The 19816-nt window shown below is 73.5% G+C and carries 21 protein-coding genes and 1 pseudogene; 8 read left to right on the plus strand and 14 right to left on the minus strand.

The genetic code is table 11. The features are described from left to right. Position 1: 1 nt before the first annotated feature. From ACFYTE_RS04630 to ACFYTE_RS04640, 3 genes are all read right to left on the minus strand, one after another. Positions 2-1966, minus strand: a complete 1965-nt coding sequence (locus ACFYTE_RS04630; protein WP_388704799.1) for a glycosyltransferase family 2 protein — start codon at positions 1964-1966, stop codon at positions 2-4. Between the two features lie 127 nt (positions 1967-2093). Continuing rightward, on the minus strand, positions 2094-2678 hold the full coding sequence (locus ACFYTE_RS04635; RefSeq protein WP_388704802.1) for a hydrolase: 585 nt from the start codon (positions 2676-2678) through the stop codon (positions 2094-2096). Between the two features lie 62 nt (positions 2679-2740). Further along, complete coding sequence (locus tag ACFYTE_RS04640; protein ID WP_388704805.1) at positions 2741-3178, minus strand: MarR family winged helix-turn-helix transcriptional regulator; 438 nt, start codon at positions 3176-3178, stop codon at positions 2741-2743. Positions 3179-3317: 139 nt separating this feature from the next. Between ACFYTE_RS04640 and ACFYTE_RS04645 the strand changes: the two genes are divergently transcribed. Continuing rightward, the gene (locus ACFYTE_RS04645; protein ID WP_388704807.1) at positions 3318-3812 is read left to right on the plus strand and encodes a metallophosphoesterase family protein; all 495 of its coding nucleotides are present in this window, start codon (positions 3318-3320) and stop codon (positions 3810-3812) included. Positions 3813-3917: 105 nt separating this feature from the next. Here the strand turns inward: ACFYTE_RS04645 and ACFYTE_RS04650 are convergent, their stop codons facing one another. The 7 genes from ACFYTE_RS04650 to ACFYTE_RS04680 are packed head-to-tail and all read right to left on the minus strand — an operon-like array spanning position 3918 to position 11479. Then, positions 3918-4523, minus strand: coding sequence for an SRPBCC family protein (locus tag ACFYTE_RS04650; protein ID WP_388704810.1), 606 nt, complete (start codon positions 4521-4523; stop codon positions 3918-3920). Positions 4524-4539: 16 nt separating this feature from the next. After that, the gene (locus ACFYTE_RS04655; protein ID WP_388704813.1) at positions 4540-5646 is read right to left on the minus strand and encodes an XdhC family protein; all 1107 of its coding nucleotides are present in this window, start codon (positions 5644-5646) and stop codon (positions 4540-4542) included. Beyond that, positions 5639-6850 (minus strand): VWA domain-containing protein, encoded by a 1212-nt coding sequence (locus ACFYTE_RS04660; RefSeq protein ID WP_388704816.1) that lies wholly within the window; start codon positions 6848-6850, stop codon positions 5639-5641. Before ACFYTE_RS04660 ends, ACFYTE_RS04655 begins: the two co-directional genes overlap by 8 nt. Continuing rightward, positions 6847-7731: an AAA family ATPase gene (locus ACFYTE_RS04665; protein WP_388704818.1), complete on the minus strand. Its 885-nt coding sequence runs from the start codon at positions 7729-7731 to the stop codon at positions 6847-6849. The genes ACFYTE_RS04660 and ACFYTE_RS04665 overlap by 4 nt, the downstream gene beginning before the upstream one ends. Positions 7732-7746: 15 nt before the next feature. Continuing rightward, on the minus strand, positions 7747-8601 hold the full coding sequence (locus tag ACFYTE_RS04670) for an FAD binding domain-containing protein (protein ID WP_388704821.1): 855 nt from the start codon (positions 8599-8601) through the stop codon (positions 7747-7749). Then, positions 8598-10979: a xanthine dehydrogenase family protein molybdopterin-binding subunit gene (locus tag ACFYTE_RS04675; protein WP_388704824.1), complete on the minus strand. Its 2382-nt coding sequence runs from the start codon at positions 10977-10979 to the stop codon at positions 8598-8600. The genes ACFYTE_RS04670 and ACFYTE_RS04675 overlap by 4 nt, the downstream gene beginning before the upstream one ends. Then, positions 10976-11479, minus strand: coding sequence for a (2Fe-2S)-binding protein (locus tag ACFYTE_RS04680; RefSeq protein ID WP_388704826.1), 504 nt, complete (start codon positions 11477-11479; stop codon positions 10976-10978). The genes ACFYTE_RS04675 and ACFYTE_RS04680 overlap by 4 nt, the downstream gene beginning before the upstream one ends. A 255-nt stretch (positions 11480-11734) precedes the next feature. Here ACFYTE_RS04680 and ACFYTE_RS04685 point away from each other — a divergent pair. Next, positions 11735-11929, plus strand: a pseudogene (locus ACFYTE_RS04685) (GTP-binding protein); the annotation flags it as partial. A 240-nt stretch (positions 11930-12169) separates the two neighbouring features. Here the strand turns inward: ACFYTE_RS04685 and ACFYTE_RS04690 are convergent. Continuing rightward, entirely contained in the window at positions 12170-13429 is a 1260-nt protein-coding gene (locus ACFYTE_RS04690) for a YncE family protein (protein WP_388704828.1), read from the minus strand. 188 nt (positions 13430-13617) lie between these two features. On the opposite strand from ACFYTE_RS04690, the gene ACFYTE_RS04695 reads away from it, so the two are divergent. Then, a complete protein-coding gene (locus ACFYTE_RS04695; RefSeq protein WP_388704831.1) occupies positions 13618-14271 on the plus strand; it encodes a TetR/AcrR family transcriptional regulator in 654 nt (217 codons plus the stop codon). Between the two features lie 182 nt (positions 14272-14453). On the opposite strand, the gene ACFYTE_RS04700 is transcribed toward ACFYTE_RS04695, so the two are convergent. Next, a complete protein-coding gene (locus tag ACFYTE_RS04700; RefSeq protein ID WP_388704834.1) occupies positions 14454-14807 on the minus strand; it encodes a hypothetical protein in 354 nt (117 codons plus the stop codon). A 41-nt stretch (positions 14808-14848) separates the two neighbouring features. Between ACFYTE_RS04700 and ACFYTE_RS04705 the strand changes: the two genes are divergently transcribed. Further along, positions 14849-15784: a CU044_5270 family protein gene (locus ACFYTE_RS04705; protein ID WP_388704837.1), complete on the plus strand. Its 936-nt coding sequence runs from the start codon at positions 14849-14851 to the stop codon at positions 15782-15784. Positions 15785-16036: 252 nt separating this feature from the next. On the opposite strand, the gene ACFYTE_RS04710 is transcribed toward ACFYTE_RS04705, so the two are convergent. Beyond that, a complete protein-coding gene (locus ACFYTE_RS04710) occupies positions 16037-16402 on the minus strand; it encodes a nuclear transport factor 2 family protein (protein ID WP_388704840.1) in 366 nt (121 codons plus the stop codon). Between the two features lie 173 nt (positions 16403-16575). Between ACFYTE_RS04710 and ACFYTE_RS04715 the strand changes: the two genes are divergently transcribed. From ACFYTE_RS04715 to ACFYTE_RS04730, 4 genes are all read left to right on the plus strand, one after another. Next, positions 16576-16869, plus strand: a complete 294-nt coding sequence (locus tag ACFYTE_RS04715) for a hypothetical protein (RefSeq protein WP_388704843.1) — start codon at positions 16576-16578, stop codon at positions 16867-16869. A gap of 137 nt (positions 16870-17006) precedes the next feature. Beyond that, positions 17007-17291, plus strand: coding sequence for a metal-sensitive transcriptional regulator (locus ACFYTE_RS04720; RefSeq protein ID WP_388705176.1), 285 nt, complete (start codon positions 17007-17009; stop codon positions 17289-17291). Positions 17292-17492: 201 nt separating this feature from the next. Further along, positions 17493-18578 carry an S-(hydroxymethyl)mycothiol dehydrogenase gene (locus ACFYTE_RS04725; protein ID WP_388704846.1) on the plus strand — a complete coding sequence of 362 codons (1086 nt, stop codon included), beginning with the start codon at positions 17493-17495 and terminating at the stop codon, positions 18576-18578. After that, positions 18578-19207, plus strand: coding sequence for an MBL fold metallo-hydrolase (locus ACFYTE_RS04730; protein ID WP_388704849.1), 630 nt, complete (start codon positions 18578-18580; stop codon positions 19205-19207). Before ACFYTE_RS04725 ends, ACFYTE_RS04730 begins: the two co-directional genes overlap by 1 nt. 58 nt (positions 19208-19265) lie before the next feature. Here the strand turns inward: ACFYTE_RS04730 and ACFYTE_RS04735 are convergent, their stop codons facing one another. Then, complete coding sequence (locus ACFYTE_RS04735; RefSeq protein ID WP_388704852.1) at positions 19266-19793, minus strand: hypothetical protein; 528 nt, start codon at positions 19791-19793, stop codon at positions 19266-19268. Positions 19794-19816 lie beyond the last annotated feature (23 nt).

The following is a 19816-nucleotide window of genomic DNA, read 5'->3' on the forward strand; positions in this document are numbered from 1 at the left end:
GTCATCCCTTCCGTGCCGTCGCCCGCGATGCCGTCCCCCGCAGTGCGGCGCCCAGGATCCGCCGGGCCCGGCGCACCAGCCGGCGCACCGGTCCCGCCGCGGCGGGACGGCTCAGCAGGGCGCCGCCGCCGCGTCCGGGCCGCAGCACGAGCGGCAGCGGCAGGAAGCGGGGCGCCTCGGCCTGCGGGACGAGGCACACCTCCAGCCGCCAGGCGGCCCCGCGCAACTCGCGCAGGGGTACCCCGGCCTCCAGCAGTGAGCGGGAGCCGTCGGCCGGGGTGAGCGTCCCGGTCCGCTGCTGCCGCTCGCCGGTCGCGGCGTTGGTCAGCCGCACCAGGACGGGGATGCGGTCGGGGACGTACAGGGGCAGCGCGGCGCTCAGCGGATGGGTGTCGGAGACCGCGGCGTCCTCGGGTGTCAGCCGGCCGAGGCCGAGCGCCTTGCCCGCCCGATCGACGTCCAGGGAGAAGTTGTCGTACTGCTTGGTCCAGTACGGCAGCACCACGCGGTCCGCGACGACTCCGGCCGGCGGCGTGGGGCGGTCGGGCCCGCGGACCGGGCCCAGCCGGCACTCCTTGGTCCAGCCGCCGAGCCCGAACCGTACGTACGCGTCCCACAGGCCGGCGTGCAGGGCGGTGCCGCCCGCCGCGGTGCCGGGGTCGACGCGGGCCGTCGCGCGCAGCACCAGCCGGACCCGTCCGGCGCCGGCCGGGACCCGTTCACGGGTGACCTCCACCGGCTGGAAGAAGGAGGCGGAGCTGGCGCGGTCGCGCAGGACGAGGTCGGCGGTCGCCTTCTCGAAGCCGTCGACGGCGTCCGCGCCCAGCCAGGCCACCGCCTGGTCCAGGTCCCGGGGCGACTCGGCCGTGGGGGTGCCTTCCCCGTCGACGGGGAAGGTCAGGGGCTCGCCGCCGCGCTGGTACTCGGCGTGGAAGGAGACCCGCAGCGTGCCGTCGAGCCATTCGACACCGGTCGGCACGGCCCGCGGGCCGACCCCGGCCTCCCACTCGGCCTGGGCGACCAGGTCGTCGTAGCGGTCGTCCCTGATCAGCGCGGCGACGATGCGCTGCCCTGGGCGCAGACCGGGGGCGACGCCCGGTCCGAACCGTTCCACGACCACCTTGTGCATCTCCCGGAGCAGCTGCCGCCGGTAGTCGTCCGGGAGGCCGAGCAGGCGCCGGCCGCTCATCCGGTCGACGATCTCGACGCGCAGCCAGCGGCGCAGCAGCCGGTCGCGCAGCGGGCCCGGCTCGGTGTACCGCTCGACGATGTCCAGTGCCTCGCGGAGGTTCTTGAAGTAGCCGACCGGTTCGAAGGGCTGGAAACCGGCGTTCGAGGCGTCGCCCCGCTTCACGTGGTAGTAGCAGACGTAGTCGCTGAGCACGGAGACGTTGTCCGCGCGCAGATACGCCTCCGTCACGAAGACGTGGTCTTCCAGACGGCGCCGGCCCTCGGGGAAGCGCAGTCCGGTGCGTTCCAGGAAGGCGCGCCTGACCATCTTGTGCGGGGTGAGGCTGTCGATGAGCGGGGCGTTGTCGACGGTGGCGCGCGGGTGGTTGCGCCGGAACAGCTCCACCGGGACCGGCCGGCCCTTGCCGGCCATCTTGCCCACGATCACGTCGGCCTTGTTCGCCACCCCGTACGCGTACATCCGCTCCAGGGCCTCGTCGCCGAGGTAGTCGTCGTTGTCGACGAACATCACGAACTCGCCGCGGGACGCGGCGATCCCCACGTTGCGCGGCTTGCCCGACCAGCCGGAGTTCGGCTGGTGGATGACCGTGATCCGCGGGTGTTCGGCGGCCAGCTCGTCCAGTCGCGCCGGGGTGGCGTCGGTGGAGCCGTCGTCGACGAAGATCACTTCGTACTCGTTGTCGGGCAGCGACTGCCGCAGCAGCGAGGCGACGCAGTCCTCGATGTACGGCCCGGGGTTGTAGACGGGGACGATGACACTGACCTTGACCGGCATCCGGCTTCCAAGCCCCCTTAGCTCGCTTCCCGTTGCCTTGGTGGCACGGCATGCGTTGCCGAATGTTAACCCGGCCGCCGGTGCGGGCGGCGACCGCCCTGCACCGGGGGCCGGGCCGTGGTGGGGGTCAGCCGTGGGTCCTGGCCAGGAGCTGGAGGACCTCCTGCGTCGTGCCCGTCTCGCCGAGCCGCGGGAAGATCCGCTCGACGCTGTTCGCGTGCGCCTCGGGCGTGCGGTCGGCGACGGCGTCCGTGGCGACCGTGACGTGGTAGCCGTGCTCGTAGGCTGCGCGTGCGGTGGACTCGACGCCGATGCTGGTGGCGATGCCGGTCAGGACGATCTGGGTGACACCCCGGCGGCGCAGCTGGACGTCGAGGTCGGTGCCGTGGAAGGCGCCCCAGTTGTGCTTGGTGATGTGGATGTCGCCGGGGTGTCCGGACAGCTCGTCGACGATCACGTCCCAGCCCTCCGGGTAGGACCCGCCGGGACCCTGGTGCTCGGTACGGCCGGGGACCCGGTCCGCCCAGTTTGGGGCGAAGGAGACCCGGACCAGGACCACGGGCAGGTCACGGGCCCGGAAGGCGTCGGCCAGCTCCGCCGAGCGGGCCACCACCTCGGGGCCGCCGTACGGCTGCGTGGGCGCGGCGGCGATGCCGCGCTGGAGGTCGATCACGACGAGGGCGGTACGGGGGTCGAGGGCGGTGAGTGCCATCGGTCGGGCCTTTCGGGGTGTGTTTCCGTGGAGGGTGCGGCGGAGCGGGCCGATCCTCGGTGTCACTGCTGCGACAGGCGTTCCATGAGGGTCAGCGCCTCCAGGACCGTGCGGCGCTCGTCCTCGGTGAACCGGTCCTGAAAAGCTCGGGCCAGCCACTCCTCATGCGCCTGCCGGTTGCCCTCGACGCGGGCCCGGCCCGCGTCGGTGAGGGTGACCAGCTGACGGCGGCCGTCGTCGGGGTCGGGGGCGCGCCGGATCAGGCCGTGCTGGTCGAGCGCGGCGAGGGTGGCGGCCATCGACTGCGGTCGCACGCCCTCCGCGGACGCCAGGGCGCTGGCGGTGGCAGCGCCGTGCTTGCCCACCAGGGTGAGCGCCGACTCCTGGGAGGGCGTGAGGTCGGTGTCCTGCGCGACCTCCCGTATGCGGCGTCGCAGTCGGCTGAACACCACGCGCAGGTCGCGCGCGGCACGGGCGGCGGAGTCGGAGATGTCGTCCACGGCGAGCACCCTAAGTCGATCAGCCCAAACTGTCCAGTTCAAACTGTTCAGTCTTGCCTGATGGAAGTTGCCTGACGGATTCTCCGTGATGGATCTTCCGTCGCGTGGCCGCCGGGACGCGCTGCCCTACGCTGGCCCAGTGCGCCTGCTCCTCATGTCCGACACCCATCTGCCCCGGCGCGCCGACCGGCTGCCGGAGCCGCTGCTCGCCGAACTCCCGCAGGCCGACGTGGTGTTCCACGCCGGCGACTGGGTCGACACCGCCACCCTGGACCTGCTGGAGAGCCGCAGCCGGCGGCTGGTCGCGGTGTACGGCAACAACGACGGACCCGAGCTGCGCGCCCGCCTGCCCGAAGTTGCCCGCGCCGAACTCGGCGGCCTGCGCTTCGGCGTCGTCCACGAGACCGGGCCCGCCGCGGGCCGCGAGGCGCGCTGCGCCGCCCGCTTCCCCGACCTGGACGTGCTGGTCTTCGGCCACAGCCACATCCCCTGGGACAGCACGACCCCGACCGGCCTGCGGCTGCTCAACCCCGGCTCACCCACCGACCGCCGCCGCCAGCCCCACTGCACCTACCTCACGGCGACCCTGACCGATGCCGCGCTCACGGATGTGACCCTGCACCGGCTGCGGTAGCGCTCCGCTGGTTGTGCCGCGCTGTGCTGTTGTCGGTTGGCTGCGGGTGTGTCGTGGTTGCTCGCGCCGTTCCCCGCGCCCCTTTGGGGCGCTCTCGTGCGGGGGTCAGCGGTGGCGCCTGGATCGCAGGCATCTGCGCACGCCTGCGTACACCAGTACGACTATGCCCAGCGCCGCTGCCACGCCCGCCGCCCGCTTGGCCACCGGTACACCGGCCGCGCGGACCAGGTCCAGTGGTTCCGGCTCCGCCGGGGCCGGTGCCTCGGGCCGCTCGCCCAGCCGTTCGGCCAGACACTGCGCGAACTGCCCCACCAGCCGGTCCCCGACCTCCGCGAGCACCCCACGGCCGAACTGCGCCGGCCGCCCGGTCACCGTCAGATCGGTGTCCACCGCCACCGCCGTGCCGCCGTCGCGCCCGCTCAGCGTGCCGGTGACGGTGGCACGGGCCGTCCCCTGCCCCCGGGTCTCCCGGCCGCTCGCCACCAGCACCATCCGGTGCGCCGTCCCGTCCTTCTCCTCGAAGAGGGCGGTGCCCCGGTAGGCCACGGTGACCGGGCCGACCTTGACCTTCACCGCGCCGGTCACCGTCGTGCCGTCGTACTCCTCCACCGTGGCACCCGGCAGGCACGGCGCGATGCGCTCGATGTCGAGGAGCGCGCGCCAGGCGTCGTCGACCGGGACGGGGACCGTGAACTCGTGGTGCAGTTCCATGACTTCCTCCTCGCACTCAGCAGGCGCCCGCCGGATGGATGGCCCCGGCGGTCGCGGTGAGGGGCACGCCGCTGCCGCCCCACCGTAGCGCGACGATCTCGGCGGCGACGGACACGGCGACCTCCTCGGGCGTACGGGCCCCGAGGTCGAGCCCGAGCGGCGAGCGCAGCCGGGCCAGCTCCTGCGCGCCGACGCCCGCCTCGGCCAGCCGCTTCCTGCGCTCGTCGTGGGTACGGCGGCTGCCCATCGCCCCGATGTACGCGGCCGGCCGGCGCAGCGCCTCCTCCAGCAGCGGCACGTCGAACTTCGGATCGTGGGTGAGCACGCAGATCACCGTCCGCTCGTCGGTGCCGGTACCGCTCAGATAGCGGTGCGGCCAGTCCACGACGACCTCCACGGCCGCCGGGAACCGCTTCGGCGTGGCGAAGACCGGGCGGGCGTCGCACACGGTGACCCGGTAGCCGAGGAAGTCGCCGATGCGGGCCACCGCCGCCGCGTAGTCGATCGCGCCGAAGACCAGCATCCGGGGCGGCGGCGCGAACGAGTGCAGGAACACGGTGACGGCGTCCTCGCGGCGCTCGCCGTGCCGGCCGTAGTGCCTCGACCCGGTGGCGCCGAGGGCCAGTTCGCCGCGCGCGTCCGCGGTGACCGCCGCGTCCAGGCCGACCGTGCCGAGGGTGCCGGCCACCGCCCCCGGCCACACCGCGAGCGCGGCGCCGCGCGGTGCCGGCCCGTCGACCACCGTGGCCACCGTCACGGGTTCGCCGCGCGCGACCGACGCGGCGACGGCGCCGAAGACGGGATCGGCCGCGGCCGTCACGGGCCGCACCAGCAGGGTGATCTCACCGCCGCAGGTGAGACCGACCGCGAACGCGTCCTCGTCGCTGTAGCCGAAGGTCTCAAGGCGGGCCTCGCCGCTCGCCACGACCTCCTGCGCCAGTTCGAAGACGGCGCCCTCCACACAGCCGCCGGACACGCTGCCCACGACCTCGTCGTCGGGCCCGACCGCCATGGCCGCGCCGGGCCCGCGCGGCGCGCTGCGACTGACCGCCACGACCGTGGCGAGCCCGAACGGGACGCCCGCCGCGTACCAGCGCTCCAGGGCCGGAAGAATCTCACGCACGCTCCGCTCCTCTCCGTCCGGCGGCATCGGCCGGATCGTCTGCCGCCGCCCCGCGCACCACGGCCGCCAGCCGCTCCAGCGCCGCCAGGCTGTGCCCCTCGACGAATGTGTCCACGCTCGGCAGGGCCGCCGCCATCCCCCCGGCCAGCGGCGCGTAACCGGGGCGCGCCTTGCGGGGGTTGGCCCAGATGACCCGGTGCGCCAGCGCGTGCAGCCGACGCATCTGCGCGCCGAGCAGCCCGGGATCGCCGCGCTCCCAGCCGTCCGAGAGCAGCACGACGACCGCGCCGCGCGCCATGCCGCGCTGCCCCCAGTGGTTCAGGAACTCGCGCAGCAACACGCCGAGCCGGGTGCCGCCGCGCCAGTCGGGCACGGCCGCCGCGAGCGCCGCCATCGCCAGGTCGGGGTCGCGGTGGCCGAGTTCGCGGGTCACCCGGGTCAGCCGGGTGCCGATGGTGAACACCTCCGTCGGCGCCCGCCGGGCCGCCGCGTGCGCGAACCGCAGCAGCGCGTCGGCGTACGGCGCCATCGAACCGCTCACGTCGACCAGCAGCACCACCCGGCGCGGCCGGCGCAGGCGCGCGCGCCGGCGCAGCAGCGCGGGCTCGCCGCCGCGTCGCAGCAGCTCCCGCACGGTCCGGCGCGGGTCGACGGCGCCGTGCCGGGCCGGCCGGCGGCGCGCGGACAGCCGGGTCTGCCCGTGCGGCGCGAACGCGGCCAGCAGCCGGTTGAGCTGGGCGCGTTCGGCGGCGTCCAGATCACCGAGGTCGCGGTGGCGCAGCACCTCGGCGGAGCTGGCGAACGCCAGGGCGGGCGGCCCCGGCGGCTCGCCGCCGTCCGCCGCGCGGGCGCCGGGCGCGGCGTCCCGCACGGCGAGCCGGGTCCGGGCCCGGGGCGGGGCGGCGGCGCGGGCCGGGGGCGGCGCGGAGCCGCCGGCCGGCCCGAAGTACGCGGCGAACACCCGCTCGTACCGCTCCAGGTCGTCCCGCCCGCCGCACAGCGTGGCCCGGCCCGCCGCGTGCACGTCTGCACGAACCCCCGGCCGCAGGACGCCGACCGCACGCAGGAAGGCGTACAGCCGCTCGGTGCTCGCGTCGACCCCCGCCGCCCGCAGCGCGCGCACGAAGCCGAGCAGCACCGCGTCGGGCCCCGCGGGCCCGTCCGCCCACCGTCCCCGGACCGCTGCGCGTCCGCTGTCCGTCATGGCGCTCGCGCTCCCCGGGCCGCCAGCACCGCCGTGAGGTCGAGTCCGCGCGCCCGCTCCGTGTCCTCCCGGTACTTCAGCACCGAGCCCAGTGTGGCCACCGCCAGCTCCGCGTCGACCTCGCTCGCCCCGAGGGCGTCCAGGGCCTGCGCCCAGTCGATCGTCTCGGCCACGCCCGGCGGCTTCAGCAGATCGGCACCCCGCAGCGCCTGCACCAGGGCGGTCACCTGCTCGGCCAGCCGCTCCGCGACCCCCGGCAGCCGGCGGCGCACGATGGCCAGTTCGCGGGCGAAGGAGGGGTGGTCGAACCAGTGGTACAGGCACCGACGCTTCAGCGCGTCGTGCACCTCCCGGGTCCGGTTCGAGGTCAGCACCACGACCGGCGGCACCTCGGCGCGCAGCGTGCCCAGCTCCGGAACGGTCACCGAGTACTCGGACAGCAGCTCCAGCAGGAAGGCCTCGAACTCGTCGTCGGCCCGGTCGATCTCGTCGACCAGGAGCACCGACGGCCAGGTCTGCAACGCCCGCAGCAGCGGCCGGGCGATCAGGAACCGCCGGTCGTACAACTCGCTCTCCAGCCGGTCGGCATCGGTGACCCCGGCCGCCTCGGCGGCCCGCAGATGCAGCAGCTGGCGCGGGAAGTCCCAGTCGTACAGGGCCTGCGCGGCGTCGATGCCCTCGTGGCACTGCAACCGGATCAGCGGGGCGTCCAGCGCCTCGGCGAGGGCCGAGGCGAGCGCGGTCTTGCCGACGCCCGCGTCTCCCTCGCAGAACAGCGGCCGGTGCAGTCTCAGGGCCAGGAAGCAGGTGACGGCCAGCCCCTCGTCGACGAGGTACCCCGTCTCCTCCAGGCGGGCCCGTACCTGCTCCGGGTCGTCCATCCGGGTGATCGGCGCTCACCTCGCTCCGGTGGCGGCCAGCACCGCCCGCCGGGTCAGCACCCGCGCGAGGTGCGCCCGGTACTCGGGCGAGGCCGACACGTCCTGGGCGGGCCGGGTGCCCTCGGCGGCCTGCTCGGCGGCGCGGGCGACGGCGTCCGGATCCGCGGCGCCGGCCAGGGCCCGCTCGGCGGCCGCCGCCCGCAGCGGGGTGCTGCCCATGTTGGTGAGCCCGATGCGGGCCTCGGCGATCCGGCGGCCGTCCCGGCGCACCAGGGCCGCCACGCCGACGATCGCCCAGGCCTGGGCGACCGGGTGGAACTTCTCGTAGTGGAAGTCCCAGCCGTCCGTCTTCGGCACCCGCACCTCCACCAGCAGTTCGTCGGGGGCCAGCGCGGACTGGAAGTAGTCCACGAAGAAGTCGCCCGCCGCGATGGTGCGCCGCCCGTCCGGACCGGCGGCGACCAGTTCGCCGCCCAGGGCCAGCAGCACCGCCGGCAGATCGCCGGCCGGGTCGGCGTGCGCCAGCGAGCCGCCGAGGGTGCCCCGGTGCCGCACGGCGGGGTCGGCGACGGTCCGCGTGGCCGCCGCGAGCAGTCCCGCGTGCCGGCGGATCAGCGGGTCGCGGATCATGTCGTGGTGGGTGGTCAGCGCGCCGATGACGAGGCTGTCGCCGTCCTCGCGGACCCCGCGCAGCTCCGGGATCCGGCCGACGTCCACGACGAGTTCGGGGAAGGCCAGCCTGAGGCGCAGCAGCGGCAGCAGGCTCTGCCCGCCGGCCAGCACCTTCGCCTCGTCGCCCGCCTCCGTGAGCGCGCGCACCGCCTCGTCGACGCTGTGCGGACGGGTGTACTCGAACGCGGGGGGAATCATGCCGTGGCCTCCTTCCCGGCGGCGGCCGACCGCACGGCCCGCCAGACCCGCTCCGGTGTGCAGGGCATCCGCACGTCGTGCACGCCGAACGGCCTGAGCGCGTCCACGACCGCGTTGACCACGGCGGGCGTCGAGGCGATGGTGCCCGCCTCGCCGACTCCCTTGACGCCCAGGGCGTTCGACGCGGCCGGCGTCTCCGTGCGGTCGGTCACGAAGTCCGGCAGGTCCACCGCGGACGGCACCAGGTAGTCCGCCATGGTGCCGGAGACCAGGTTGCCCTCGTCGTCGTAGACGGCCTCCTCGTACAGGGCCTGCGCGATGCCCTGCGCGAGCCCGCCGTGCACCTGCCCCTCGACGATCATCGGATTGACCACCCGGCCGACGTCGTCCACGCAGACGTACGACCGGATACGGGTCGCCCCGGTCTCCGTGTCGATCTCGACCGCGCACAGATGGGTGCCGTGCGGGTAGGAGAAGTTCTCCGGGTCGACCAGGTACTCGGCGTTGATGGTCGGCTCCATGCCGTCGGGCAGGTCGTGCGAGGAGAACGTCTCGAAGGCGATCTCCTGAATGGTCCTGCGCGCCTCCGGGGAGCCCTTCACGGAGAACACGCCGTCCGTGAAGTCCAGGTCCTGCTCGCTCGCCTCCAGCAGGTGCGCGGCCACCTTCCGGGCCTTGTCCACCACCTTGGCCGCCGCCCGGTGGACGGCCTCGCCGCCGACCACCAGCGACCGCGAGCCGTAGGTGTCCATGCCCTGCGGGGCGGACTGGGTGTCGCCGTGCACCACCTCGACGTCCTCGAACGGCACGCCGAGTACGTCGGCGGCGATCTGGCTCCAGCAGGTCTCGTGCCCCTGCCCGTGCGGGCTGGTGCCGGTGACCACCTCGACCTTGCCGGTGGGCAGCATGCGGATGCTCGCCGCCTCCCAGCCGCCGGCCCCGTACCTGAGGTCGCGCAGCACCCGGCTCGGCGCGAGGCCGCACATCTCGGTGAAGGTCGACACGCCGATGCCGAGGCGTACGGTGTCGCCGCGCGCGTTGCGTTCGCGCTGCTCGGCGCGCAGGTCGTCGTAGCCGAACAGGGCGAGGGCCTTGTCCGTCGCGGCCTCGTAGTCGCCGCTGTCGTAGGTGAGCCCGGCGATCGTGGTGTACGGGAACTCCTCGTGCCGGATCCAGTTGCGGCGCCGCAGCTCCACCGGGTCGAGGCCCAGCTCCGCGGCCAGCTCGTCCATGATCCGCTCGATGGCGAACGTCGCCTCCGGGCGACCGGCACCCCGGTAGGCGTCGGTGGGCGTCCGGGTGGTGAAGACGCCCGTGCAGGTGAACTCGTAGGAGTCCATCTTGTAGATCCCCGGGTACATGAAGGCGCCGAGGATCGGGGTGCCCGGGGTGACGAGCATCAGATAGGCGCCCATGTCGGCGATCAGGTCCACCTTGAGGCCGAGCAGCCTGCCCTCCCGGGTGGCGGCCACCTCGACGTCCTGGATCATGCCGCGGCCGTGGTGGGTGGCCAGATAGCCCTCGGAGCGCGACTCGGTCCACTTCACCGGGCGGCCCAGCCTGCGGGCGACGGCCAGGGCGATGGCCTCCTCGCCGTACACCTGGAGCTTGGAACCGAAGCCGCCGCCCACGTCCGGGGCGATCACACGCAGCTTGTGCTCGGGCACACCGGTGACGGTCGCCAGCATGATCCGCAGGATGTGCGGGATCTGGGTCGCCGAGTAGACCGTGTACTCGCCGGAGGCGGTGAGCGGGGTGACGACGACCGCGCGGGGCTCCATCGCGTTGGGGATCAGGCGCTGCTGGTGGTAGCGGCGGCGCAGGGTGACCTCGGCGCGCTCGCGGACCGCGGCGAAGCTCTCGCCGGTCGCCAGCGGCCACACATAGCTGCGGTTGGTGCCCTTGTCGGAGTGGACCAGCGGGGCGTCGTCCGCGAGCGCGGCCTCCAGGTCGAGGACCGGCTCCAGCGGCTCGTAGTCGACCTCGATCGCCTCCAGCGCGTCGGCCGCCGCGTACCGGTCGCGGGCCACCACCACGGCGACCGGGTCACCGGCGTAGCGGACCTCGTCCACCGCGATCGGCGGGTGGTCGGGCAGCACGATGTCCTCGGTCACCGGCCAGGCGCACGGCAGCGAGCCCAGCCCGTCGGCGAGGTCGGCGCCGCCGAACGCCGCGACCACACCGGGCCGGTCGAGCGCCGGGGAGACGTCGACGCGCCCGATGCGCGCATGAGCCATCGGGCTGCGCAGCACCGCGAGGTGCAGCAGGCCGGTGACCTGGATGTTGTCGGTCCAGTTGGTCTGGCCGGTGATCAGCCGGGCGTCCTCCTTGCGCAGCCGGGAGCGGCCGACCTCGCGTGCTACGGCCTGATCGGTCATGCCGTGACCTCCTGAGCGCTCTCCTGCCCGGACCCAGCGGGCTGCTGTCCGGAGGCGGCGAGCACCGCGCGGACGATGTTCTGGTAGCCGGTGCAGCGGCACAGGTTGCCCTCCAGGGCCTCGCGCACCTCGTCCGGGCCGGGGCGCGGGTTCTCGCGCAGCAGGTCCCGTGCCGCCATGATCATGCCCGGGGTGCAGTAGCCGCACTGGAGGGCGTGCCGCTCGTGGAAGGCGCGCTGCAACGCCGTCAGCTGCCCGTCGCGGGCCAGGCCCTGCACCGTGGTCACCTCGGACCCGTCGGCCTGGACGGCCAGCACCGAGCAGCTCTTCACGGTCGCCCCGTCCAGGTCGACCGTGCAGGCCCCGCAGTTCGAGGTGTCGCAGCCGATCGGGGTGCCGGTCAGGCCGAGCCGGTCGCGCAGGTAGTGGGCGAGGAGGAGACGGGGCTCCACGTCGTCCTCGTAGAGCGTGCCGTCCACCGTCACCTTGATGTGGGTCATGTGCCCTCCAGACCGTGCGGGCGTGAGCGAGGGGTATCAGCGACCTGACGTGATGTACGTCACTCTAAGACCGAGGTGTGGCCGCGGCGAGTGCTGCGCGGGCGCCTCGTGCCGGGGCGTTAATCCGTTGCGGCCCGAGCGCCGGTGCTGCTGCACTGCGCCGGACCAGTCGTCACACAGAGAGGACCACCATGCGCGCTGCGTGCATGTCCCCCCAGGAAGGAACCCCACCCATGCCGAAGGACATCACGCTCAGTGCATCTGCTCAATCTCGGAATCCTCGCGCACGTAGACGCCGGTAAGACCAGCCTGACCGAACGGCTGCTGCACTTTGTCGGAGTGATCGACGAGGTCGGCAGCGTCGACGCCGGCAGCACCCGGACGGACACGCTCGCGCTGGAGCGGCAGCGCGGCATCACGATCAAGTCGGCCGTCTCACCAGCCGGCTGGGCGGCTGAGGTCCGCCGACGGCGCGACCCCGGCCGGGCGGCGGCCCGGTTCGGGTCGGGCGGTGATCCGGTTCGGGTCGGGCGGTGATCCGGTTCGGGTCGGGCGGTGATCTGGCCTCGGTCGGGCGGCGGCCCGGGTTCGGGTCGGGCGGTGATCCGGTTCGGGTCGGGCGGCGGCCCGGGTTCGGGTCGGGCGGCGGCCCGGTTCCGGCAGGCCGCCGTCCGGCTGTCGGACGCGCCGTCAGCCGCCCGCGGGAGACGTCCAGCCGGCCTGGACATGGCCCAGCCTGACCCGCTGCGGATGGTCGCCGACCGCGACCGAGGCGACCTTCCGCCCGGTCGCGAAGTTGATCGCGGTGACCTGGTCGGCGCCGCTCTCGGAGACCACGCAGTCCTTGCCGTCGCCGCTGACCGTCGCCCAGTACGGCTTGGACGTGGCGACCAGCGGGCCGTGCTGGAGGTTCGTCCGGTCGACGACGGTGGCGTAGTCGTCCATCGTGCCCGCGACGCACAGCTTGGCACCGTCCGGGCTCATCGAGATGCCGTGGTGGCGCGAGTCGTTGACCCAGGTGGTGCGGTCCTCGCTGGTCGCCGGGTTCTTCGGCAGGGTCTTCACCCGGGTGATCCGGTCGGCGGCGATGTCGTACTCCAGGAAGCCGTTGAAGAAGGAGACCTGGAAGTACAGCTTCGACTCGTCCGGGGAGAAGACCGCGGGGCGGACCGCGTCCGAGAAGTCATCGAGACCGATGGCGTCCAGGCGTTCGCGCATGTCGATGACCTTGACCTGCCGATAGGTCGTCGCGTCGACGACCGTGATGTGCCGGTCCCCCTTCGTCCAGTCCCAGAACGGGTCGTCGAGGGCGGTGTTGACGTCCCCGATGGACATGTTCCAGATGTATCTGCCGTCCTTGGTGAAGATGTTCTCGTGCGGCTTGTCGCCGGTGGCAAAGGAACCGAGCTGCCGGCCGGTGTCGATGTCCAGCACATGCACGGTGTTGCCGGTCGAGGCGGACACCGCGACCCGGGTGCCGTCGGGGGAGACCGCCATGTGGTCGGCGCGGTAACCGGACACCGGGAAACGCCAGTTGACCGCTCCGGTGGCCAGGTCGATCGAGACCACGTCGGCGAAGCTGGGCCGGGAGACCACCACCGACCCGCCGTCCGGGGTGGAGTACATGTCGTCCACGAACTGGTCGTGGCCCTCGCCGACGCTGTTGCGGATGGCCATGAAGTAGATCCACTTGATCGGATCGGCGTTGATCTCCGCCATCCGTTGGTCCTTGTCCGGGACGACGTCGATCCGGCCGATCTTCGTGAAGTCGCCGCGGGAGGCGATGACGTCCGCGGTGCCGTCCCAGTTGTTGCCGACGAACAGCACCTCGCGCAGAGACGGGGCACCGGGCGCGGCGGCGGTGGCGGCGGTGGCGGTGGCGGGAGCGGTGACGGTCAAGGCGAGTGCGGCGGCCACGGAGCAAAGGTGCCTGGTGGTGAAGGCAGGCATGACTGCTCTCTCCTCTGGGTGGGGGAGGTGCGGGTGCGTGCGGATGCGTGCCCTGACAGGGCGAGAAGTCTGAACACGGGTGCCTTCAGAGTGAACTTACTGAAAAGTAAGGTGGGGTGGCCTTCTCCACAAGACCGCGTGCACGACAAAATTGGCCGGCACATGGGTGCGTCGGGTGAGGAGGGACCGTGGCGGGCAGGCTCAGGGCGCCGACCGGCCGCTACGCGGGCAGGTCCGCCGAGGAGCGGCAGGCCGAACGGCGGCGGCGCTTCCTGGACGCCGCGCTCGGGCTCTTCGGCGACGCCCCGGGCTTCCGCGCCGGCACGGTCGCCGCGCTGAGCGAGGCGGCGGGCCTGTCCACCCGCCAGTTCTACGAGGAGTTCCGCACCCTGGAGGACGTCCTCGCCGTCCTGCACCTCCAGGTCAACGACTGGGCCGAGCGGGCCGTCAGATCCGCGCTCGCCGACGCCGAGGGGCTGCCGCTCGCCGAGCGCGCCGCCGTGCTCTTTCGCGCGTACGCCGCGAACGTCACCGCCGACCCGCGCCGCATCCGCATCACCTTCGTCGAGATCGTCGGGGTCAGCCCACGCCTGGAGGAACAGCGCCTGGCCCGCCGCGCCCGCTGGGTCGAGCTGATCTGCGCCGAGGCGCGGGCGGCCGTCGCACGCGGCGAGGCGGCGCCCCGCGACTACCGCATCGCCGCCACCGCCTTCATCGGCAGCGTCAACGGGCTCCTGCACGACTGGAGCGCCGGATGGGTGGACGCGACGCTGGACGAGGTGACCGACGAACTGGTGCGCCAACTGCTGGGCATCCTCCGCCCACGAGACTGGACCCCCTGACCAACCCGCACCGCCCGACGGGTCCGGACCCACGCCTCCCACCACGCGACCCAGGGCCCCGAGGCGCGCCACCGGGTCGGTTCACGCGGGGGCGCGGGGACGGGAGTGGTGGGCAGGGCGTTCGTGACCAGGTCGGCGTCCGTGTGGTCTGGGCGGGCAGGCGGGTGGGGGTGCCGGCGGCCTCAGCGGGCGGTGGACAGAGCCAGCAGCAGGGTCGCCGACGGCACCGCGCAGGCGAGCAGGAAGCAGGCCAGCAGGCGTTGCCGCAACGCCCGGTAGCGGCTCTCGTACGCGTGGCGCAGTTCCTCGGCGCGCTCCGCCGTGCGCTGCCAGCAGGCGCGGGCCAGGCCCAGGTACTCCGCCTCGAACTGCCGCTCCAGATCCTCGCGTTGGGTATCGGTCAGCCAGCCAAGCCGACCCGCGAGCCGGGCCGCGGCCGTGCGGCCCTCCTCGCGGGCGGCGGCCAGCAGCAGATGACCCTCGATCTCCCGGACCAGCGCCCGCGCCCCCCGCTCCCCGTCGTCCGTGGCGGTCACGAGGCCGTCAACTCCCGCTCCTCGGCGCCGGACACCTCGGGATGGTGCAGGTCGAACGCCGGGGATTCGCTGCGGATGATGACCCGCGCCTCGGCCGCCGCCGTACCCGGCTGCTGGACGACCCGCGCCCCGGCCGCCGCCGTCGCCGTACCCGGCTGGCCTGGTCCCTCGCGGCCTGCGCCGTCGTCATGGCGACGGTCCTGGCCGCGCTGCTCGGCGGTACGGGCACCACCCCCGCCATTGCCGCGCCCCGCCCGCTCGTGGTGAGCCCCCACTCGGCCGCCGTCCCCCTGGACCGGCTCGCCGAGCTGGCCGAGGCGGCCGCCACGGACGGCTCCCCGCGGCTGCGCAAGGGCACCCACGTGCAGACCTGGAGCCTCGGCATGAGCGACGACCGGCCGCCGGTCACGCTGCCCGAGGAACGCGTCGTGCGCTGGCACGCCGACGCCAGCCACACCGAACTGGTCGTCGCGACCGATCCCCGCCACCCCGGCCGTCCCGTCCTCACGGACGGGGACGACGGGCCGCGCCGGGTCGCGGACGGACAGGTGCTCAGCCGGCGGACCTACCCGCCGAGCTGGAGCGACGCGCCGCCGCAGGCGCCACCCCCGCACGACCCGGCACAGCTGCGCGGCTATCTCGCCGAGACCATCCGCACCGGCTCCCCGACCACGGCCGAACTCCTCGACGCCATGAGGGAACTGCTGGACCACTGGACGCTCGGCGCCCGCGAGTCGGCGGCGCTCGTGCGGCTCCTCGCCGACGCCCCGGGCCTGCGACCCGCCGGCCAGGTGACGGACCGGCTCGGGCGGCCCGGCCAGGCGTATGTGTACGACACGGGCGGCGCCCGCCGGATGCTGGTCCTGGACCCGGCCACCGGAGCCGTGCTCGGGCTGGAGGTCACCTTCCGCGTGGCCGAGCCCGAGTACGGCGTGCAGGCCGGTGATGTCATGGACTACAGCGCCTGGATGCGCTGATCACCCCCCGACCTGCCGGACAGCGGCACCGACGGCCTGCGCCGGCAGCGTGCCGTGCGCCGGGTCGGGGGCCGCAGGGTGTGGGTGGGGGGCTTGCCGCCCGGAGCAGCGGCCGGAGCAGCGCGGAGGCTGTCGGTCGGCTCACGGCGAGGGTGCGGGCAGGCGGCTCACCGGCCCGGTCCCCGAAGGCGGCCCGAGCCGTGAAGGTCCAGGTCGGACGGGAGGCGACCTGGACCCTCGCGACCCTTCTCGCTACTCGTCCCATGCCTGGATCAGGATCTGTTCGGCGATCTTTCCCTCGCGCAGAGTGATCATGGATTCGGCGAGGACACGGACGCCGTCCGCGTACTCGCAGGACTCGCTGTAGGCGGCGTGGTCGCCCTGTACGACGCACTGCTCCAGGTGGTGCGTCATGTCGCGGCTGTAGATGTCGTCGAGCATCTCCGCGATCTGCGGCCGGCCGCGCAGGACCTTGGGGTGACTGGGCTGGGTGTGACGGTCGACGATGCGGATCTCCGCGTCGTCCGCGTACAGCGACAGAAGGCTGTTCCCGGTGTTCCCCTCGATGCCCCGGCGCAGCGTCTCGGCGGTGAAGGCGGAGCCGGTCGCGGTGCCCATGGTGACCTCCTTCGAAGGGGCCGCGGCCCGGCGAGGAGCGGGCCGTGCGGGCCCCTTCTTCGAGCGTGCTCCGTCCCGGCGGCACCGGCAAGCGCAGTCGGGGCGTTGCGTCTCACGGGTGAGCGGGGCCGGGCGCCCGTGTCCGCCGGGGACCGGGTGCCGTTGCTGAGGACATGATCCCAACACGACGTATCGTCGCCGCCGTCGGGCTCGCCGCGGGTGTCACCGGCCTCGCCGCACCGCTCGCGCACGCGGCGCCCGCGCCTGCCCAGAACGCCGGCAAGATCAGCCCGATGGCGACGCTCGACTCGCTCGCCGTGAGCGACATCCCCGCGGCGCACCGGGGCGAGGTCCCACGCGTCTCCGAGCAGGTGCAGGGGCTGAACGGGCTGCACGGCCTCGGGGAGCTGCACCAGGTCACCGATCTGGTGGCCCCCGTGACCGGGCTGCTGCCCGTCGTCCAGTAACGGACCGCGTCCTGCCGGCCGACCTGGGGCCGTCCGGAAACGGGCGGCCTCGCGCATGTCCGGGCGCATCCGGGACCATGGGGAGGAGCGGCGGGCTAGTATACCCCTGAGGGTATACAGGGAGTGGAGGGGTGGTCGTGGAGCTGCGGTTCGAGGGTGATGAGCTGGCATCGGTGCTCAACCGGTTGCGCCGGGCGCAGGGACAGATATCGGGTGTGGTCAGGATGATCGAGGAGGGCCGCGACTGCGAGGACGTGGTCACCCAGCTCGCCGCGGCCTCGCGCGCCCTCGACCGGGCCGGTTTCGCGATCATCGCGACCGGGCTCCAGCAGTGCCTCAACGGCGAGCAGGAGGGCACCGACGGCGCCACGACCGAGCAGATGAAGGCGCGACTGGAAAAACTGTTCCTGTCCCTCGCGTGAGCGCTCCGCTGGGGGGCCGTGAAGCGCAGTCGTCTGTTGTCGGTCGTCTGCGGCGACGTCGTGGCTGGTCGCGCAGTTCCCCGCGCCCCTTCGGGGCCCGCCCGGCGGTGTCGTGGTTTGTGTAGCTACCGATCAGTCACGCGTAGGGTCGAAGGAGAGTCGTATCCACGGGGTACATCGACAGACAGAAGGGGCCAGGCCATGGCGCAGGAAGTACGCGGCGTGATCGCACCGGGGAAGGACCAGCCGGTGCGGGTCGAGACGATCGTCGTGCCGGATCCGGGCCCGGGGGAGGCCGTCGTACGCGTCCAGGCCTGCGGCGTCTGTCACACGGATCTGCACTACAAGCAGGGCGGCATCACGGACGACTTCCCCTTCCTGCTCGGCCATGAGGCCGCCGGTGTCGTGGAGTCGGTCGGCGAGGGCGTCACCGACGTCGCCCCCGGCGACTTCGTGATCCTCAACTGGCGTGCGGTGTGCGGCAGTTGCCGGGCCTGTCTGCGCGGCCGCCCCTGGTACTGCTTCAACACGCACAACGCGCGGCAGAAGATGACCCTGACCGACGGCACCGAACTCGCCCCGGCCCTCGGCATCGGCGCCTTCGCCGAGAAGACGCTGGTCGCCGCCGGGCAGTGCACCAAGGTCGACCCGGCCGTCTCGCCGGCCGTGGCCGGCCTGCTGGGCTGCGGCGTGATGGCGGGCATCGGCGCCGCGATCAACACCGGCAACGTCGGCCGCGGCGACTCCGTGGCCGTCATCGGCTGCGGCGGCGTCGGTGACGCGGCCGTCGCCGGGTCCCGCCTGGCCGGCGCGGCGAAGATCATCGCCGTGGACATCGACGACCGCAAGCTGGCCAAGGCCCGCACCCTGGGCGCCACCCACACCGTCAACTCCCGCGAGAGCGACCCGGTCGAGGCGATCCGCGAGCTGACCGGCGGCTTCGGCGCCGATGTCGTCATCGAGGCGGTCGGCCGCCCGGAGACCTACCAGCAGGCCTTCTACGCCCGCGACCTCGCCGGCACGGTCGTCCTCGTCGGTGTGCCCACCCCGGAGATGAAGCTCGAACTGCCGCTCCTCGACGTCTTCGGCCGCGGCGGCGCGCTCAAGTCCTCGTGGTACGGCGACTGCCTGCCCTCGCGTGACTTCCCCATGCTGATCGACCTGCATCTGCAGGGGCGCCTCGACCTCGACGCGTTCGTGACCGAGACCATCCAACTCGACGAGGTGGAGAAGGCGTTCGATCGGATGCACGGCGGCGACGTGCTGCGCTCGGTGGTGGTGCTGTGATGGCCGCACGCATCGAACGCCTCGTCACCTCGGGCCGGTTCACCCTCGACGGCGGCAGCTGGGAGGTGGACAACAATGTATGGCTCGTCGGCGACGACGAGGAGGTCATCGTCATCGACGCCGCCCACGACGCCCGCGCCATCGCCGAGGCGGTCGGCGACCGGCGGCTGACCGCCATCGTGTGCACCCACGCCCACAACGACCACATCGACGCCGCTCCCGCGCTCGCCGACCTCACCGGCGCCACCATCTGGCTGCACCCCGACGATCTGCCGCTGTGGAAGCTGACCCACCCCGACCGGGACCCGGACGAGCACCTGGTCGACGGCCAGGTGCTGGAGACCGCCGGCGCCGATCTGACCGTGCTGCACACCCCCGGGCACGCGCCGGGCGCCGTCTGCCTCTACGACCCCGGTCTCGCCACCGTCTTCACCGGCGACACCCTCTTCCAGGGCGGCCCCGGCGCCACGGGGCGCTCGTACTCCCACTTCCCGACGATCATCGCCTCGATCCGCGACCGTCTCCTGACCCTCCCGCCCGAGACGAAGGTCCTCACCGGGCACGGCGACGCCACCACGATCGGCGACGAGGCCCCGCACCTTGAGGAGTGGATCGCGCGCGGCCACTGAGCTGGAAGATGTCCGGTATTGCGGAGAGTCTGATCGGCGGCACCGTCGTACCGGTGTGCTACGGACGGTCCGTCGGCCAGGTTGCCGGGTGGCCGGGCGGTAGCGCGAGATCCGCCCGTACGGCCGCGTAGTAGCCCTCGCGGCCGGCCCGTTGCCGCCCCAGCAGGAGCTGCCAGGCCGCGGCGTCGCGCCGCCCGTCCCGCACGAACCGCTCCATGTCCATCGCGACCACGACCCAGGCACGGGCCCGCTCCACCGCCACCGGGCTGCCCAGCAGGAGCAGCGCCTCACCGGACGGGTCCCGGGCGGCGGCGGCCTCGGTCAGCAGCGGTTCCGCCTGCTCGGGCGTCAGCGGATGCGGGTGCGGATCGTTGCCGAAGTGCGCGGCGAGGCGGTAGGTGAGGGTCACCGACTGCTTCACCGTCCGCGCGTAGTCGGCGTACACCGCGAGCCGCCGCTCCTCCCACCGTGCCGCCCGCTCACGCCGGAAGCGGGCCCGGTCGCTGCGGACGACCGCCAGGTACGAGCCGAGCGCGCCGATCACGACGCCCAGCAGGGCGGGCAGTTGCTGAAGGAACGCGGACATGACCGCACGCTATCCGGACCCGG

This window comes from Streptomyces sp. NPDC004629 (assembly GCF_042873595.1).
Classification (GTDB): domain Bacteria; phylum Actinomycetota; class Actinomycetes; order Streptomycetales; family Streptomycetaceae; genus Streptomyces.

Coding starts and splice junctions, on each gene's coding strand:
- ACFYTE_RS04630 (WP_388704799.1), bottom strand. CDS start 1,966: ATGCCGGTCAAGGTCAGTGTCATCGTCCCCGTCTACAACCCCGGGCCG.
- ACFYTE_RS04635 (WP_388704802.1), bottom strand. CDS start 2,678: ATGGCACTCACCGCCCTCGACCCCCGTACCGCCCTCGTCGTGATCGAC.
- ACFYTE_RS04650 (WP_388704810.1), bottom strand. CDS start 4,523: ATGGAACTGCACCACGAGTTCACGGTCCCCGTCCCGGTCGACGACGCC.
- ACFYTE_RS04660 (WP_388704816.1), bottom strand. CDS start 6,850: ATGACGGACAGCGGACGCGCAGCGGTCCGGGGACGGTGGGCGGACGGG.
- ACFYTE_RS04665 (WP_388704818.1), bottom strand. CDS start 7,731: ATGGACGACCCGGAGCAGGTACGGGCCCGCCTGGAGGAGACGGGGTAC.
- ACFYTE_RS04670 (WP_388704821.1), bottom strand. CDS start 8,601: ATGATTCCCCCCGCGTTCGAGTACACCCGTCCGCACAGCGTCGACGAG.
- ACFYTE_RS04675 (WP_388704824.1), bottom strand. CDS start 10,979: ATGACCGATCAGGCCGTAGCACGCGAGGTCGGCCGCTCCCGGCTGCGC.
- ACFYTE_RS04680 (WP_388704826.1), bottom strand. CDS start 11,479: ATGACCCACATCAAGGTGACGGTGGACGGCACGCTCTACGAGGACGAC.
- ACFYTE_RS04690 (WP_388704828.1), bottom strand. CDS start 13,429: ATGCCTGCCTTCACCACCAGGCACCTTTGCTCCGTGGCCGCCGCACTC.
- ACFYTE_RS04705 (WP_388704837.1), top strand. CDS start 14,849: ATGGTGCAGGTCGAACGCCGGGGATTCGCTGCGGATGATGACCCGCGC.
- ACFYTE_RS04710 (WP_388704840.1), bottom strand. CDS start 16,402: ATGGGCACCGCGACCGGCTCCGCCTTCACCGCCGAGACGCTGCGCCGG.
- ACFYTE_RS04715 (WP_388704843.1), top strand. CDS start 16,576: ATGATCCCAACACGACGTATCGTCGCCGCCGTCGGGCTCGCCGCGGGT.
- ACFYTE_RS04725 (WP_388704846.1), top strand. CDS start 17,493: ATGGCGCAGGAAGTACGCGGCGTGATCGCACCGGGGAAGGACCAGCCG.
- ACFYTE_RS04730 (WP_388704849.1), top strand. CDS start 18,578: ATGGCCGCACGCATCGAACGCCTCGTCACCTCGGGCCGGTTCACCCTC.
- ACFYTE_RS04735 (WP_388704852.1), bottom strand. CDS start 19,793: ATGTCCGCGTTCCTTCAGCAACTGCCCGCCCTGCTGGGCGTCGTGATC.